This is a genomic window from Pontibacter sp. JAM-7 (assembly GCF_048548695.2).
Taxonomy (GTDB): domain Bacteria; phylum Pseudomonadota; class Gammaproteobacteria; order Pseudomonadales; family Balneatricaceae; genus Neptuniibacter.
On sequence record NZ_JBLYIF020000002.1, the window covers coordinates 387487 to 403543 of the forward strand.

Consider the following 16057-nt stretch of genomic DNA (forward strand, 5'->3'; position numbering starts at 1 on the left):
AAGCAATGGTTTACTGGGTAATCACTTCTTCCGCTATGACCAGCACAGTGGCGGTCTGGTTATAGTGGCCCATTGAGCCGCCCAACGTTGCGCCCTGCTCACCAAAGGTGTTGAAGCCGATCACAGTCACATCCTCACCACATACCTCTTTGATGATGCCCACATCATCGACACCCAGGCGGCATTTCAGGTCGTGACGCAAAATACAGTTGAACACCACCACGGCAGCGACTTTTTTACAGCCGGCATCAATGATGGCGTTTTCTAGAGTTTCCCGGAACTGTTTGCGCGCGGTATCTGGGTCAGTTTTCATTTCACGCAAAAATTCGCCCTGGGGAATTTCTGCATAAAACGTCACACTGCCATCATCATTCACCGCTTGCGCACTCTTGATGGTGTATTCACCGAACACATCGGAAGACTTGATGCCAAATGGATTCTGGATAAATAACTCAGGCGTCAGTTCATCACTTTCCAGCAAACGCTGCAGCACATCTGCGGCAGGTTTACCGTTCAGCGTATTTACAACACGCCCCTTGGCACTGGTCACCACTGCACCTTTACCAGCTGGCAGGTATGGATGCCCCATGGCGGTACCCATTTTCACCCCACTACTGAAACTGGCAACCACGGCGGAATCTTTGTAAACACCGTTGCAGATCTGAAACGAGTGATCAGCCTGAAGGTCATTACCGGTGGAGCCGCCTATCACCTGAGCGGTGGTACCGGTTTTGCGGATCAAGCCACGCAAGAAAGCTTCTTCCTGACCGGAGGTGCCATCGGGCAACACCATATTGACCTGTGACTTCAAGCGCGACACTTCAGATGCACCCTTACTGTCCAACGCAATGGCCATCAATGACATCACCGCGGGGTTAGCAAGCAAGGTATCGTGGGCATTACGAATCGCGTCACAAGCAGCGTTTTCCGGAGCGGTGGAAAGGTTTTCCCCCACACCAACACCCACACTGAAATAGGAGCTTTGCAGTGTCAGGACCATGACTGTGCCAGTAACAGGTTCCGGCATCAGACTGGAAAATTCACCCGATGAACTGCCGCCAATAACCGGCACGGCCTCACCTACAACAGCCCTAACGGCTTCATATACAGAGGGAACATCCAAACCAAAACATGCAAAACAGATAACTAAACCCGGCTTGGGGGTAGTGGCCATCGCCTGAGTTGCCGCTTCTGTAGCGTCGGTTGAATGGCCGAGCCCTACCTTGATAATGCCCATTCCTTGCCTCTTATTATTATCTTCGTCATTCATTCCAGTGGTCGACCAACAGCTTTATGGCACAATATTTTCTTAACGGCTGATTACAGTAAATCCTGAGTCATTAATCTGTCGATGCCTCTATGGTTTACTCAATTAGTTCTTAAGTCTTAATTGGTACGGCATAGGTGCCGACGACATGGGCCACCGGAGCGGCATCACCTGCAGAAAACAGGCTCACTTCACCGACCACCAATGTGCGGCCGGTTTTCAGCAAATGACATTCGGCAAGGATATCCTTGCCTGCTGCAGGCTTGCGCAGGAAATTAATACTCAGCTGGGTGGTCACTGCCAAGGGTTCCAGGCCAATCTCTGCCAGAATAGCAACATACAGCGCCACATCAGCTGCAGCCATCAATACCGGGCCAGAGACTGTGCCGCCCGGGCGCAGTGACTCGGGGCCTACAGGGTGCCGCACTCTCACTACACCCTCCGTTACCGCTTCAATCAAACAGGGGGTTTGTGGAAATTCAGTCGCCAGAAAATGTTGTAAAGACGCTAAATCAGGTTTTGACATTGCTTGCCCCTTGCATGGTCATCATCGCTCAAGACCCGCCCCGGGCGGCCGCTTTGCGGCAACCATGGCATAGCACTGCCTGAGCCTGAATATGGCCTTTGGCTGTCTCGTAATACCATTTTTGCGCGGTTGCCAGCCAGATCTCCCAGCGGCCGCACTGGCGGCAACTAAACGGCTGATCAAGATAAAATTCCGGCAGTGGCCCATAGGTGTTGATATGCTGCAATTCAGCAGTATCGGCAGCAACTGCTGCAGGGTGGTAGCGCTGCTGCTCGGTTGAAAGTCGCAGCACACGCTCTGCTTCAGCTAAGGCTTGCGGGGTGGGATAACGCCCGCATTGCTGATCCGCTTTCATCGCTTATATCAAGCCCCAGAAAACCTGTAACCAAAACGCGATCAACAGCAGATTGGCCACGGTGAAAAAAATCAGCCGGTGAGCCACCCGGTTGTAGGTCAGATGCACCACACTATGCAGCACCCGCGCGGCAACAAACAGCCAAGCAAGCCAGAGTGTCAGCAAGGTCACCTGCTCCGTCAGATAGGCGATCAACCCCACCAGATAAAACAGTACCGGAACCTCAAGCAAGTTCATAAAATTGCGATTGGCCAATTGCACCCAACCAGGGACATGGGGTGACTCGCCAAGTATGAAGTCCCCGGTTCTGACCTCTCCGGCAAAACCGGCTTTAAAACGCCGAAACGGAATCACCATTAACACCAACAAGGTCCAGCCTGCCAACGTCATGATGGGCAAAAAGATACTGCTTTCCATCTGTGAACACCTCATTTAGATGGCACCAAAGCCGCCAGCCATTCACTCCAGCTTAGTCAGCTAGTTACCCATTCATCCAACCAGATACACCCCCGGATAATCGCAACCATCGGAACCAGAAAAGTCACGCCTGCAATTGACATGTAACCTCGCTGCTATTCCTTTTTTAATGGTACTAAATACACCTTACGATTGCCCCAGCCAATCAGCCCCGCCAGCAGCAGGTAACTGATCAAGGTCACCAGCAGACAATCGGTGCCGCCTCTGAAATACAGCAGCACCGTAAGCAGCAACGACACCAGTGCCACCCCGATAAACCATGCCTGTAGGTGCCGAGTTTTCGCATCCACCCTGAAGTGTTCACCACAGTTGGGGCAACGCCGGTCACTGCGCCAAAAGCCCTGATGAGGCAAGTCACGTAGGATAATGTGGCAATGACAGTGGGGACAGCTAAGCATGGTCTACCTTGTTCACATCTACTGAAGATAACATCAGTGTAGCGCCTCCCCGGCCACTAGCACCTAAGGCTAATCAACCGGCTTACCGCGTAGCGACTTAATTTTGCCGCGATGGGTCTTTTTATCCATCCGCCGTTTTTGGGACGCTCTTGTTGCCTTGGTTGGGCGCCGGGCTTTCTGCGTTTTTGTTGCTTGCTTAATCAACTCAACCAGACGCGCCAGTGCATCTTCCCGGTTTTTCTCTTGGGTACGAAAGCTCTGCGCTTTGATGATAATTACGCCCTCTTTACTGAGGCGATTATCTGACAGCGCCAGCAAGCGTTCCTTATAAAAATCGGGCAGGGATGACGCTGGAATATCAAATCGTAAATGGATAGCCGAAGCGACCTTATTCACATTTTGCCCGCCAGCTCCCTGAGCACGAATGGCGGTGATTTCGATCTCATCATCGGGGATGGAGACAGCGTTAGAAATTGTCAGCATAGATTAGCGTATTAGTTAACACCGTTGTCAGAGGATAAAGCGAAGTTTATGGCGTGTGCCGGATGGACGACAACCCCACCCGCCTGGCCAGAGGTTTATTTCAATTTAGATGCCCAGATGGCCAGCTTATGCCGCATGGAGCCCTGTGAAATCTGATCATTCGGTATAGGCTGAATCACCTTATCATGCACCAGTAACCGGTATATGTACTCGATCTTATCGGTGGCTGAGTCGGTTGGTTCGAACTCAACCACACCCCTTGCCTCACCATATTTCACCCCTTCAGCAATTGCCTTTTTCACCAGCTCTTTTTCATTTTTTAATTTTTTCATATCTGATTCGTCCGATGATGTGACATGCCAACAGCTTACAACAGCCTAATAAAACCTGCAGATATTTATACGCTGGGGTTTAAAGTTTTAACGCCGAGTAAACAAGACTCTCCGCTGCGCTTAGTGAAGGCCTGAGACAGGGTGAAGCCGGATATCACATGGTGGTTTATCCGTCGCCAGGCTAGCTTGGCAGAACCTGGCCAACCAATGCATCAGCGATATTGTGCCGAGGTAATAAACTCGCCAAAACTCTCACACCACACAATGACCGTCGTAAACTCAGCAACATTGACCTCCGCCGAGACATCAACCACGAAATTTTCAAAGGTGCGTACAGGCCCCACCTGCACCATGGAAAGTTTCAGGCGTTCAAATTCTGCTTCGGTTTCAACAAAAACGGGGGACAGATACAAGCGGTAGTCCGGCCCTGGTGCCAGCTTGCCACTGAACACTACAGATACATCCGTAATGGCAACCTTACCTTCTCCCCAATGCAGCGTATCACTGTCTTTACGATCCCTGGAAAACTCAGTCGAATACCGTGCCACTGAGGCAAGCTGTGCAAGTTCAGCCGCACTCGGTCCGGGTGGCGCAATCAGAATCGGCAACAGATACAGTCCTGCCACAAACCCGATCAACCCCACCACCAGATGGGAACAGCCTAACAAGACGATGGTTACTTTTTTCATAGATGCTTCCGGTTTTTGTTGTCAAACAGACAGCGTTGCAGGCTATCCAGATAAGCCTGTCGGTTACGGCTGCTCGGCGCTGCAGGGATACCCAAGCCCGCGTGAAATTCATTACCCACAACAACCCTCCCCTTGCTGCACTGGTGGGCATTTAACATCACCGTAGGAACAAAACACACAGCAGTCACCGGGCAGAGGGCGAATAACTTGATGGCATGACTTGCACTCATAAAAGAACTGACAAGAGTCCGTAGGCATCTGCTCTGTTTGCTGATGACCACAGTCTGGGCAGGTGATCGTACTTTGCAGAATCAATGCAGGCATAGTTTTCTTCGGCCGTAAAATATCTGTTAAGCCCTTTAACCCGGATACTTGTCAAACACCTCATATGAAATGAACAAGAACCCAATATTCAATAACATCATCAGCATAGACAGGAAAATTGCATAAATTCTGAATTTCTTCCACAGAGAGACAACATAAACAACAAAAAGTACGGGATAGATGAGCAGCAGGTCTATCCTAATGTTGCCTTCTGCCCTACTCTCCCAAAACCAGTACAACAAGGTACAGAGTACTGGAATCAATAAATACCGTTTAGACAGGTATTGTTGCTTGTTATCGTTCATCAGTGCTGGATAACCACTGTAATTTTCTTCCCGAATTATTGCGGGGTAACGCAAGGGGTTAACGCAGAGTGCAGCGGAAAATTCATCCTAGTGTAGCGCTTTATTATACGCTTTTATAATGAAGCTTAGGCTCAAGCAATGCGAGCTGTTCTTGCCTTGGAGGCTCAGGATACTCATACAGCTTCGTATCACAGGTTACCAGCGCAGCTGGCATGGTGCGGCTGAGGAGAAATTGTTAAGAGAAGGCGCAGCCGCTCTGTTTTAACTCCGTGCAAGCGGAGTTAAAAAACACCAAACAACAGACAAAAAAATAGCCCCGGATGTTGCCACCCGAGGCTATTTATTCAGAAAGATAACAGGTGCTAGCTTACCAGCCAGTCAGTTCTTTCAGCGCATCGCCAATCTGCGCCAGGGAACGTACGGTTTTAACACCGGCGTCTTCCAGAGCCGCAAATTTCTCGTCTGCAGTACCTTTACCACCGGAGATGATCGCACCGGCATGACCCATGCGCTTACCAGCAGGTGCGGTAACACCAGCGATGTAAGACACAACAGGCTTGGTTACGTTGGCTTTGATATAAGCCGCCGCTTCTTCTTCTGCAGAACCACCGATCTCACCGATCATTACAATCGCTTCGGTCTGTGGGTCGTTCTGGAACATTTCCAGAATGTCGATAAAGTTAGAACCTGGAATCGGGTCACCACCGATACCAACACAGGTAGACTGACCGAAACCAGCATCAGTCGTCTGCTTAACCGCTTCATAGGTCAGCGTACCGGAACGGGAAACGATGCCGACTTTACCTGGCAGATGGATATGACCTGGCATGATGCCGATCTTGCACTCGCCCGGGGTGATAACACCTGGGCAGTTAGGACCGATCAGGCGAACGCCCAGCTCGTCACACTTCACTTTACATTCCAGCATGTCCATAACCGGAATGTGCTCAGTGATACAAACGATCAGTTTGATGCCACTGTTCGCCGCTTCCAGGATGGAATCTTTACAGAATGGCGCCGGAACGTAAATAACAGAGGCTTCAGCGCCGGTTGCGTCAACCGCTTCAGCAACGGTGTTGAATACCGGCAGACCCAGGTGTTCAGTGCCACCTTTGCCTGGTGTTACACCACCGACCATTTTGGTGCCGTAAGCAATTGCTTGTTCTGAGTGGAAGGTACCCTGACCACCAGTGAAACCCTGACAGATGACTTTGGTGTCTTTATTAATCAATACGGACATGATTATTTACCCTCCGCTGCTTTGACTGCCTGTACTGCAGCGTCAGTCAAACTCGTTGCTGCAATGATATCCAGGCCGGACTCAGACAGCAGCTGAGAACCCAGCTCAGCATTGTTACCTTCCAGACGTACAACTACAGGTACGCTTACACCCACTTCTTTCACTGCACCGATGATGCCTTCAGCAATCAGGTCGCAACGAACGATACCACCAAAGATATTCACCAGTACGGCTTTCACTTTGTCGTCTTCCAGGATGATTTTGAACGCTTCGGTTACACGCTCTTTAGTCGCGCCGCCGCCTACATCCAGGAAGTTTGCCGGGAAACCGCCGTGCAGGGATACGATGTCCATGGTGCCCATGGCCAGACCCGCACCGTTAACCATGCAGCCAATGCTGCCGTCCAGTGCAACGTAGTTCAGATCCCACTCAGCTGCGCGCGCTTCACGCTCGTCTTCCTGAGATGGGTCTTCCATCGCCTGCAGGTCTTTGTGACGGTAGACCGCGTTGCCGTCGATCGCTACTTTAGCGTCCAGGCAGTGCAGGTTACCTTCAGTGGTAATAACCAGCGGGTTAATTTCCAGCAGTGCCAGATCTTTCTCTTTAAACATCTGAGCCAGGCCCAGGAAGATCTTAACAAACTGTTTGATCTGATCGCCCTGCAGACCCAGTTTGAACGCCAGTTCGCGGCCCTGGTAAGGCTGTGCACCGGTCAAAGGATCAACCGTCGCTTTCAGAATTTTTTCCGGCGTTTCTTCTGCAACTTTCTCGATTTCAACACCACCTTCAGTCGAGGCCATGAAAACGATACGGCGAGAAGAACGGTCTACTACCGCACCCAGATACAGCTCATTGGCAATATCAGTGCAATCTTCAACCAGAATTTTGGATACAGGCTGACCATTAGCGTCAGTCTGATAGGTTACTAGGTTTTTACCCAGCCACTTGGCAGCAAATTCCTGCGCTTCGGCAGGAGAATCAACCAGTTTTACACCGCCCGCTTTACCACGGCCACCGGCGTGTACCTGAGTCTTAACAACCCACTTGTCACCACCAATTTTTGTAGCAGCTTCTGCAGCTGCTTCCGGAGTATCTACTGCGTATCCTTTGGATACCGGCAGACCATATTCGGCAAACAGTTGTTTACCCTGGTACTCGTGAAGGTTCATGCTCTAATCCGTTGTGTTGTCTTTAATGAAATTCAGCGTCGGAACGATCAGCCCCGACACCCTGTTGGGTTGCAACAACGTTTGCTGAGCAGCCGATACCGCCGTTGGTATCGACTGATTTATTATTATACCGCGAGGCTCAGCGTTTCTTGCGGTTAGCCATATGGATGGCGTGGCCATCTACGGCCAAGGCAGCTTCGTGTACCGCTTCACTTACGGTTGGGTGAGCGAACATTGTCAGCTGCAGGTCTTCTGTACTGGAACAGAATTCCATGGCAATAACGGCCTGAGCGATCAGCTCGGACGCGATACCACCGACCATATGAATACCGAGAATGCGATCAGTTTCTTCGCAAGAGATGACTTTCACAAAGCCGTCAGTATCGTTAGCTGCCATGGCACGGCCAGAGGCGGCAAACGGGAACTTACCAGTTTTGATCTTGGCCCCTTCCGTTTTCAGCTGCTCCTCGGTTTTACCAACCCATGCCAGTTCAGGATGGGTATAGATGATGTTAGGCACAGCATCGTAGTTCACCTGAACATTGTGGCCGGCGATCAGGTCGGCCACCATGATGCCCTCTTCAGAGGCTTTGTGTGCCAGCATTGGACCACGTACGGAGTCACCAATGGCAAATACGCCAGGGACACCGGTACGGCACTGTTCATCAACAAAGATGAAGCCACGCTCGTCCATGGTTACACCCGAATCGTCGGACAACAGGCCCTGTGTCTGTGGCTTACGGCCAACCGCAACGATCAGCTTGTCGACAACAATCTCTTTGTCGCCTTCAGCGTCGGTGAATTTCACCTTCACTTCTTTGCCGTCGATCACTTCAGTACCAGTGCAACGTGCGTTCAGGCGAATATCCAGCTTCTGTTTTTTGAACAGCTTGGCAGCTTCTTTGGCCACTTCGGCATCAGCACCGGCCAGGAAGGTGTCCATCGCTTCCAGAATCGTCACTTCTGAACCCAGACGCGCCCAAACAGAACCCATTTCCAAACCGATAACACCAGCACCGATAACACCCAGACGTTGCGGGGTTTCGTCGATATCCAACGCACCAGCATTATCAAGAATCAGGCCATCAGTCAGCGGGGCAGGTGGAATTTCCACCGGCACTGAACCCGATGCCAGAATCACGTTATCCGCTTCATAATTAGAAGAAGAGCCGTCAGCAGCAATCACTTCCACTTTCTTGCCGGCGTGCAGTTTGCCCGCCCCTTGCAACAGAGTGACGCCATTGGCTTTGAACAGACCGGCGATACCACCGGTCAGGTTCTTCACGATTTTATCCTTGCGCGCCACCATCTGCTTCACATCCATGGTGACGTCAGAAGTCTGGATACCGTGGGCATTCGCGTGCTGAGTTTTCTCGAATTGGTGAGTGGATTCCAACAGCGCTTTAGATGGGATACAGCCCACGTTCAGGCAGGTACCACCCAGTACAGGGGCACCTTTGCCATCAATCCATTTTTCTACACAGGCAGTTTTCAGGCCCAGCTGAGCTGCACGAATTGCAGCTACATATCCGCCAGGTCCGGCACCGATTACAATTAAGTCGAATTTATCAGACATGTTTTATCCTATCTTCACTCTGTACTTGTTGTTAACTGGAATTAAACTTCCAGCAACATCCGTGCCGGATCTTCCAAGAGATCCTTAATCGCCACCAGGAACTGTACAGCATCCTTACCATCGATCATGCGGTGATCGTAAGACAGCGCCAGATACATCATTGGCAAAATTTCTACCTGACCGTTCACCGCCATTGGGCGCTCCTGGATTTTGTGCATACCCAGGATAGCTGTCTGTGGTGGGTTCAGAATTGGTGTAGACATCAGGGAACCGAAAATACCGCCGTTGGTGATAGTAAAGGTACCGCCCTGCATATCGTCCAGGCCCAATTTGCCCTCACGGCCACGCATACCAAAGTCAGCGATGGTGGATTCTACATCGGCCAGGCTCATGCTGTCGGTATCACGCAAAACCGGTACCATCAGACCACGGTTGGTGGATACAGCGACACCGATATCCTGATAACCGTGATACACCATGTCGTTACCGTCGATAGAGGCATTGACTGCCGGGAAGCGCTTCAGTGCTTCGGTAGCCGCTTTAACGAAGAAAGACATAAAGCCCAGACGAGTACCGTTATGGGTTTTCTCGAACAAGTCTTTATACTGCTTGCGCAGTTCCATGATCGGCTTCATGTTGACTTCGTTGTAGGTGGTCAGCATCGCTGCGCTCTGCTGGGCTTCTACCAGACGACGGGCGATGGTGGCACGCAGACGGGTCATCGGTACGCGTTTTTCAACACGCTCACCCACAGGTACATTCAGTGCCGCCGCAGGGGCTGGTGCCGCTGCTGCAGGGGCTGGAGCAGTTGCCGCTGCTGCTGGTGCCGCTGCTGGTGCCGAAGCACCGTTCTTCAGGAAGTTAACAACATCTTCTTTTGTGATGCCGCCATTTTTACCACTGCCCGGAATCTGGGAAGCATCCAGGCTGTTCTCTTCAATCAGTTTACGTGCAGCAGGGCCAATCTTGTCGGCATCACCCGCTTCAGCGGCAGCAGGTGCTTCAGCGGCAGGTGCAGCAGTCGAACCGGCAGCACCCGCAGTGAACACGGCAATAACTTCATCACTGAGGACAGTCTCGCCTTCACCCTTCTTAACTTCAGCAATTACACCATCTTCTGGTGCAACAACTTCCAAAACGACTTTATCGGTTTCGATATCAACAATCAGTTCATCCGCTGAACAAGCTTCACCCGGCTGTTTATGCCATGTTGCGATCGTTCCGTCTGCTACGGATTCGGGAAAAGTCGGCGCTTTGATTTCGATGGACATTTTTTTTCCTTATCGTTTTTCACCGTCAGGCGATTTAAATATGTGCGGTTAATCGCCTGATCAACCGTTGATTGCTTCATTTACAAGTGCTTCTTGCTGCTCGACGTGGACCGAGATATACCCGACCGCAGGAGCGGCAGAAGCTGGACGGCCTACGCCTTCCAGATGCAGTTTGCTATCGTGCTCACGCAATGAATTGCGCATGTGATGCTGAGAACAGTACCAGGCGCCCTGGTTCATCGGCTCTTCCTGACACCACACCACAGATTCCAGATTGGTGTACTGAGCGATTTTTTCCACCAGAATAGCTTCTGGGAATGGGTACAGCTGCTCGATGCGTACGATAGCAACATCGTCTTTTTTCAGTTCTGCACGGCGGTTATACAGGTCGTAGTACACCTTGCCGCCACAAAGAACCAGACGCTTAACTTTCTTCGGATCCAGTTGATCCACTTCACCGATAACCGGCTGAAAGCTGCCTTCAGCCAGCTCATCCAGCGTCGAGGTTGCCTGTTTGTGACGCAGCAAACTTTTCGGTGACATCACGATCAGCGGCTTGCGCAGCGGACGGATCACCTGACGACGCAGCAAATGGAAAATCTGTGCCGGGGTGGTTGGTGTACATACCTGAATATTGTGTTCTGCACACAATTGCAGGAAGCGTTCCAGACGTGCGGAAGAGTGTTCCGGCCCCTGGCCTTCAAAGCCATGTGGCAACAGCATAGTCAGACCACACAGACGCTGCCATTTATGCTCACCACTGGTAATAAACTGGTCGATAACCACCTGAGCACCATTGGCAAAATCACCAAACTGGGCTTCCCAGATAACCAGTGCATTCGGCATGGTTGTGGAATAACCGTATTCAAATGCCAACACCGCCTCTTCCGACAGGTAAGAGTCACGGATGGTCATTGACGGCTGATCAGCAGACAAGTCCTGCAGTGCGACATAGGTCGACGAATCTTTCTGGTTATGCAGTACCGAATGACGGTGCGAGAAGGTACCACGACCCACGTCCTGACCCGTCAGGCGAATTGGATGCCCCTGCGCCAGAATAGAGGCATATGCCAGAGATTCTGCCATCCCCCAGTTCAGCTCCATGGCGCCAGCGGCCATGCGCTTGCGGTCATCGAGAATTTTCTGCACCTGACGTTGAACCAGGAACCCTTCAGGCACATCAGCCAGCTTGGCACCCAGTTCCTGCAGCAGTTTGATATCAACACTGGAATCACAATCAAATGACCACTCGTGGCCAAGATAGGGCTTCCAGTCAACAAACAGTTCAGAGTTAGGCTCATGCACCAGTGATTTGGCAACGTGCTGACCATTTTCCAGCGCCTGACGATAATCTTTTTCTATCGTCTTGCTCTGTTCTGCGGTGATCACACCTTCAGCTACCAACGCAGCAGCGTACAGCTCACGGGTAGATTTTTGTTTTTTGATCTGCGCGTACATCAGCGGTTGAGTACCGGACGGCTCGTCCGCTTCGTTATGGCCGCGACGACGGTAGCAAACCAAGTCGATCACTACGTCTTTCTTAAATTCATTACGGTAGTCCAGCGCAACCTGGCTAACAAAACGTACCGCTTCCGGATCATCGCCATTAACATGAAAGATTGGCGCCTGGATCATTTTCGCAACATCGGTTGCGTACTCTGTCGAGCGGGCATCTTCCTGCTTGGAGGTGGTAAAGCCCACCTGGTTATTGATCACAAGATGGATGGTGCCGCCGGTTTTGTAGGCACGGGTCTGTGACATCTGGAAAGTTTCCATAACCACACCCTGACCAGCAAAAGCTGCATCACCGTGAATATTGATGGGTACAACGGTGTCACCAACCTCATCGCCACGACGATCCTGGCGGGCACGTACAGACCCCTCTACCACCGGCGCCACGATCTCAAGGTGAGACGGGTTGAACGCCATGGCGATATGCACTTCGCCGCCAGGCGTTTCCACGTTGGAGGAGAAACCCTGGTGGTATTTCACATCCCCGGAGCTTTCTACCAGCTTTTTACCTTCAAACTCGCTGAACAGGTCCGCCGGGTTTTTACCGAAGATATTCACTAGGGTATTCAAACGACCACGGTGGGCCATGCCGATAACCAGTTCCTTAGCACCATGACGTCCGGCACGCTGTACCAGTGTGTGCAAGGAAATAATCAGCGATTCTGCGCCTTCCAGGCCAAAACGCTTGGCACCGGCGTAGCGGGAACCCAGATATTTTTCCAGACCTTCTGCCGCGGTCAACCGCTCCAGAATGTTGAGTTTTTTCTCAACCGGAGTATCTGGATGCGCACGAACCGGCTCTAAACGAGACTGAATCCAGCGCTTCTCTTGGGTATCGACAATATGCATGTATTCTGCACCAACGGTGGTGCAGTAAGTTTTCTTCAGATCATCAATGATCTGCTTCAGCGGTGCTTCTTCTGGTCCGAAGAACAGAGAACCTAGCTGAAATACAGTGTCGTGGTCTGCTTCTGACAGCTCGTGAAAGCGCAGGTCCAGATCCTGCACATGCTCACGTTGCATCAAACCCAATGGGTCGATATCAGCCATCTGATGGCCACGAACACGGAATGCGTTAATCATACGCAATACACGAACCTGCTTTTTCTCATGCTCGGAGCTTACAGAGCCCACAGCAACAGGAAGTGCGCGTTTCTGGTTTTTAGAAAGGTAGAGGAAATGATCCCGGATAGTGGAGTGCGGAACATCCTGTGTCAGGTTGTCACCCACTTTAGGGAGTTTATCGAACTCTTCACGCCATTCTTGTGGAACGGCATTCGGGTCCATCAGGTAGGTTTCGTACAGTGCTTCTATATATGAAAGGTTGCCACCGTAAAGATGTGCGTTCTTCCACATAAGATCCATGATGCCTTCTTGCATGCTTTGATCACCCTGGCTCTGGGAGTTTATGGCGACTGCGGGGTTCTCCCTGCCGCCCCCCTCTTGGAGTTAACCTTTGGTATTGGCCAAACTGACATTAAGTACAGTTTGGGGCTGCTATCTTAAAACGTTTAGATCGGCGGGTTAATCATTCTTTGTGTGAATATGGACAAAAAAATCCACGTCGTTGTAGATTTTGTCTTTTCCCGCTCTTTTCAGGCAAAAAAAAGCGGTGCCCGAGGGCACCGCTTCATCTGTCATCAGGTGGCCTGGGACAGAAGCATATTACGGATTTTACCGATTGCCTTGGTCGGATTAAGACCTTTCGGGCAAACGTTGACACAGTTCATGATGCCATGGCAACGGAATACGCTGAATGGGTCATCAAGGTCAGCCAAACGTTCGCGAGTAGCGGTGTCTCGGCTGTCGGCCAGAAAACGGTATGCCTGAAGCAAACCGGACGGGCCAATAAACTTGTCTGGATTCCACCAGAACGATGGACAAGCCGTCGAACAGCAGGCACACAGAATACACTCGTACAAGCCATCCAGCTCAGCACGATCTTCTGGCGTCTGCAGGCGCTCGATTGCTGGTGCCGGTGTATCGTTAATCAGGAACGGTTTAATCTTCTCGTACTGCTTGTAGAACTGAGTCATGTCTACAACCAGGTCGCGGACAACCGGTAGACCTGGCAATGGACGCAGTACCAGCTTGTCGTTATCAACCACTGCAGACAGTGGAGTGATGCACGCCAGACCATTGGTACCGTTCATGTTCATGCCGTCAGAACCACACACACCTTCACGGCAGGAGCGACGGTAACCCAGTGAAGGGTCTTTGTCCTTCAGCAGCTGGAGCAGATCCAGCACCATGATGTCCTTGCCACCAGGAATATCAATATGGATATCCTGCATGTAAGGAGCATCGTCTGTCTCAGGATTGTAGCGGTATACACTTACTAACATGATTAGATCTCCTTAGTAGGTACGTACTTTCGGTGGGAACGGCTCCATAGTTTTAGGAGCAAAGTTCACAGCACGTTTACCGATACGTTTCTCGGTCGGGAAGTAGATCGAGTGGCACAACCAGTTTTCGTCATCACGCTCGGTGAAGTCGTTACGGGCATGGGCACCACGGGACTCTTTACGTACTTCTGCAGCAATTGCAGTCGCTTCAGCCACTTCCATCAGGTTTTCCAGCTCCAGAGCCTCAATACGCGCGGTATTGAATGCCTGGCTCTTGTCTTCCAGATGCAAGTTTTCAACTTTAGCACGCAGCTCTTTGAGCAGCTCCAGACCTTTCTGCATGCTCTCGCCGTCACGGAATACACCGAAGTACAGCTGCATGGTGTTCTGCAGTTCTTTACGAACTTCAGCCACACTTTCACCACCGGCAGAGTTATTCAAGCGATTCAGACGCGCCATTGCAGCATCAATGTTAGCTTCAGTTGCATCTTTCACAGCATAGCCTTCACGCATCTGCTGTTCGATCTGCATACCCGCTGCACGACCAAATACCACCAGGTCAAGCAGTGAGTTACCACCCAGGCGGTTAGCACCGTGTACGGATACACAGGCAACTTCACCACAGGCAAACAAACCGTTGATAATCTTATCGTTGCCATCGGCATCCTGGTCAATCGCCTGACCACCGATATTGGTCGCAACACCACCCATCTGGTAGTGACAAGTTGGTACCACAGGTATTGGCGCTTCAACCGGATCCGTAGCAGCGAAGGTTTTAGACAGTTCACAGATACCCGGCAGACGGGAGTGCAGCACTTCTTCACCCAGGTGATCCAGTTTCAGGAATACGTGATCCCCTTCCTCACCACAACCACGACCTTCCAGAATCTCCAGAATCATGGAACGGGCAACGACGTCACGACCAGCCAGATCTTTCGCGTTCGGAGCATAACGCTCCATGAAACGCTCGCCATCTTTGTTGACCAGGTAACCACCTTCACCACGACAACCTTCTGTAACCAGCACACCCGCACCAGCAATACCGGTTGGGTGGAACTGCCACATTTCCATGTCCTGCGCAGGCACACCAGCACGCATCGCCATACCCATACCGTCACCGGTATTGATCAACGCATTCGTGGTAGAGGCGTAAATACGACCTGCACCACCGGTTGCCAGTACAGTAGCCTTAGCTTTGATATAAACGGTTTCGCCAGTTTCGATACAGATTGCGATAGAGCCGACGATGTCACCATCATCGTTCTTCACCAGATCAACGGCATACCATTCATTCAAGAATGTAGTACCAGCTTTAATGTTCGCCTGGTACAAAGTATGTAGCAGCGCATGACCAGTACGGTCTGCAGCAGCACAGGTACGGGCAGCCTGACCACCCTCACCGAAATTTTTGGACTGACCACCGAATGGACGCTGATAAATACGGCCCTGTTCAGTACGGGAAAATGGCAGACCCATGTGGTCCAGCTCAAATACCGCCTGCGGACCTACGGAACACATGTATTCGATAGCATCCTGGTCACCGATATAATCGGATCCCTTGACGGTATCGTACATGTGCCAGCGCCAATCATCATTCGGGTCATCACTCGCGATCGCACAGGTAATACCGCCCTGAGCGGATACAGTGTGCGATCGAGTTGGGAATACTTTGGTGACACAAGCAGTGTTGAGACCGCTCTGCGCCAGTTGCAGCGCGGCGCGCATGCCAGCACCGCCACCGCCGACAACAATCGCGTCGAAAGAAAGCGTACGCAGTTTAGACATCTC

17 protein-coding genes are annotated in these 16057 nt (G+C 51.3%); all 17 read right to left on the minus strand.

The annotated features are described in order from the left end of the window. Nucleotides 1-10: 10 nt before the first annotated feature. The 17 genes from ACFVYJ_RS04235 to sdhA all read right to left on the minus strand — a co-directional run bounded on the left by ACFVYJ_RS04235 (nt 11) and on the right by sdhA (nt 16054). Complete coding sequence (locus tag ACFVYJ_RS04235) at nt 11-1237, minus strand: FIST signal transduction protein (protein ID WP_419413550.1); 1227 nt, start codon at nt 1235-1237, stop codon at nt 11-13. A gap of 142 nt (nt 1238-1379) precedes the next feature. Next, nucleotides 1380-1793 (minus strand): PaaI family thioesterase, encoded by a 414-nt coding sequence (locus ACFVYJ_RS04240; protein WP_419413549.1) that lies wholly within the window; start codon nt 1791-1793, stop codon nt 1380-1382. Between the two features lie 28 nt (nt 1794-1821). Next, nucleotides 1822-2148, minus strand: coding sequence for a zinc-ribbon domain containing protein (locus ACFVYJ_RS04245; protein WP_419413548.1), 327 nt, complete (start codon nt 2146-2148; stop codon nt 1822-1824). Nucleotides 2149-2151: 3 nt separating this feature from the next. Then, on the minus strand, nt 2152-2565 hold the full coding sequence (locus ACFVYJ_RS04250; protein ID WP_419413547.1) for an MAPEG family protein: 414 nt from the start codon (nt 2563-2565) through the stop codon (nt 2152-2154). Between the two features lie 155 nt (nt 2566-2720). Next, nucleotides 2721-3023, minus strand: coding sequence for a hypothetical protein (locus tag ACFVYJ_RS04255; RefSeq protein ID WP_419413546.1), 303 nt, complete (start codon nt 3021-3023; stop codon nt 2721-2723). Between the two features lie 69 nt (nt 3024-3092). Continuing rightward, on the minus strand, nt 3093-3506 hold the full coding sequence (gene arfB / locus ACFVYJ_RS04260; RefSeq protein WP_419413545.1) for an alternative ribosome rescue aminoacyl-tRNA hydrolase ArfB: 414 nt from the start codon (nt 3504-3506) through the stop codon (nt 3093-3095). A 95-nt stretch (nt 3507-3601) separates the two neighbouring features. Next, complete coding sequence (locus ACFVYJ_RS04265; RefSeq protein ID WP_419413544.1) at nt 3602-3838, minus strand: DUF5062 family protein; 237 nt, start codon at nt 3836-3838, stop codon at nt 3602-3604. A 212-nt stretch (nt 3839-4050) separates the two neighbouring features. Beyond that, nucleotides 4051-4527 carry a DM13 domain-containing protein gene (locus ACFVYJ_RS04270; RefSeq protein ID WP_419413543.1) on the minus strand — a complete coding sequence of 159 codons (477 nt, stop codon included), beginning with the start codon at nt 4525-4527 and terminating at the stop codon, nt 4051-4053. Beyond that, nucleotides 4524-4646, minus strand: a complete 123-nt coding sequence (locus ACFVYJ_RS04275; RefSeq protein WP_419413542.1) for a hypothetical protein — start codon at nt 4644-4646, stop codon at nt 4524-4526. The genes ACFVYJ_RS04270 and ACFVYJ_RS04275 overlap by 4 nt, the downstream gene beginning before the upstream one ends. After that, nucleotides 4639-4851, minus strand: coding sequence for a GDCCVxC domain-containing (seleno)protein (locus ACFVYJ_RS04280; protein WP_419413541.1), 213 nt, complete (start codon nt 4849-4851; stop codon nt 4639-4641). Before ACFVYJ_RS04280 ends, ACFVYJ_RS04275 begins: the two co-directional genes overlap by 8 nt. Nucleotides 4852-5523: 672 nt before the next feature. Next, nucleotides 5524-6396 (minus strand): succinate--CoA ligase subunit alpha, encoded by an 873-nt coding sequence (gene sucD, locus ACFVYJ_RS04285; protein WP_419413540.1) that lies wholly within the window; start codon nt 6394-6396, stop codon nt 5524-5526. A 2-nt stretch (nt 6397-6398) separates the two neighbouring features. Continuing rightward, on the minus strand, nt 6399-7565 hold the full coding sequence (gene sucC, locus ACFVYJ_RS04290; protein WP_419413539.1) for an ADP-forming succinate--CoA ligase subunit beta: 1167 nt from the start codon (nt 7563-7565) through the stop codon (nt 6399-6401). 139 nt (nt 7566-7704) lie between these two features. After that, the gene (lpdA, locus tag ACFVYJ_RS04295; protein WP_419413538.1) at nt 7705-9141 is read right to left on the minus strand and encodes a dihydrolipoyl dehydrogenase; all 1437 of its coding nucleotides are present in this window, start codon (nt 9139-9141) and stop codon (nt 7705-7707) included. A gap of 41 nt (nt 9142-9182) precedes the next feature. Further along, nucleotides 9183-10412: a 2-oxoglutarate dehydrogenase complex dihydrolipoyllysine-residue succinyltransferase gene (gene odhB / locus ACFVYJ_RS04300; protein WP_419413537.1), complete on the minus strand. Its 1230-nt coding sequence runs from the start codon at nt 10410-10412 to the stop codon at nt 9183-9185. A 60-nt stretch (nt 10413-10472) separates the two neighbouring features. After that, nucleotides 10473-13304: a 2-oxoglutarate dehydrogenase E1 component gene (locus ACFVYJ_RS04305; RefSeq protein WP_419413536.1), complete on the minus strand. Its 2832-nt coding sequence runs from the start codon at nt 13302-13304 to the stop codon at nt 10473-10475. 260 nt (nt 13305-13564) lie between these two features. Further along, entirely contained in the window at nt 13565-14269 is a 705-nt protein-coding gene (locus ACFVYJ_RS04310) for a succinate dehydrogenase iron-sulfur subunit (RefSeq protein WP_463254945.1), read from the minus strand. A gap of 12 nt (nt 14270-14281) precedes the next feature. Then, complete coding sequence (gene sdhA / locus ACFVYJ_RS04315) at nt 14282-16054, minus strand: succinate dehydrogenase flavoprotein subunit (RefSeq protein WP_419413535.1); 1773 nt, start codon at nt 16052-16054, stop codon at nt 14282-14284. Nucleotides 16055-16057 lie beyond the last annotated feature (3 nt).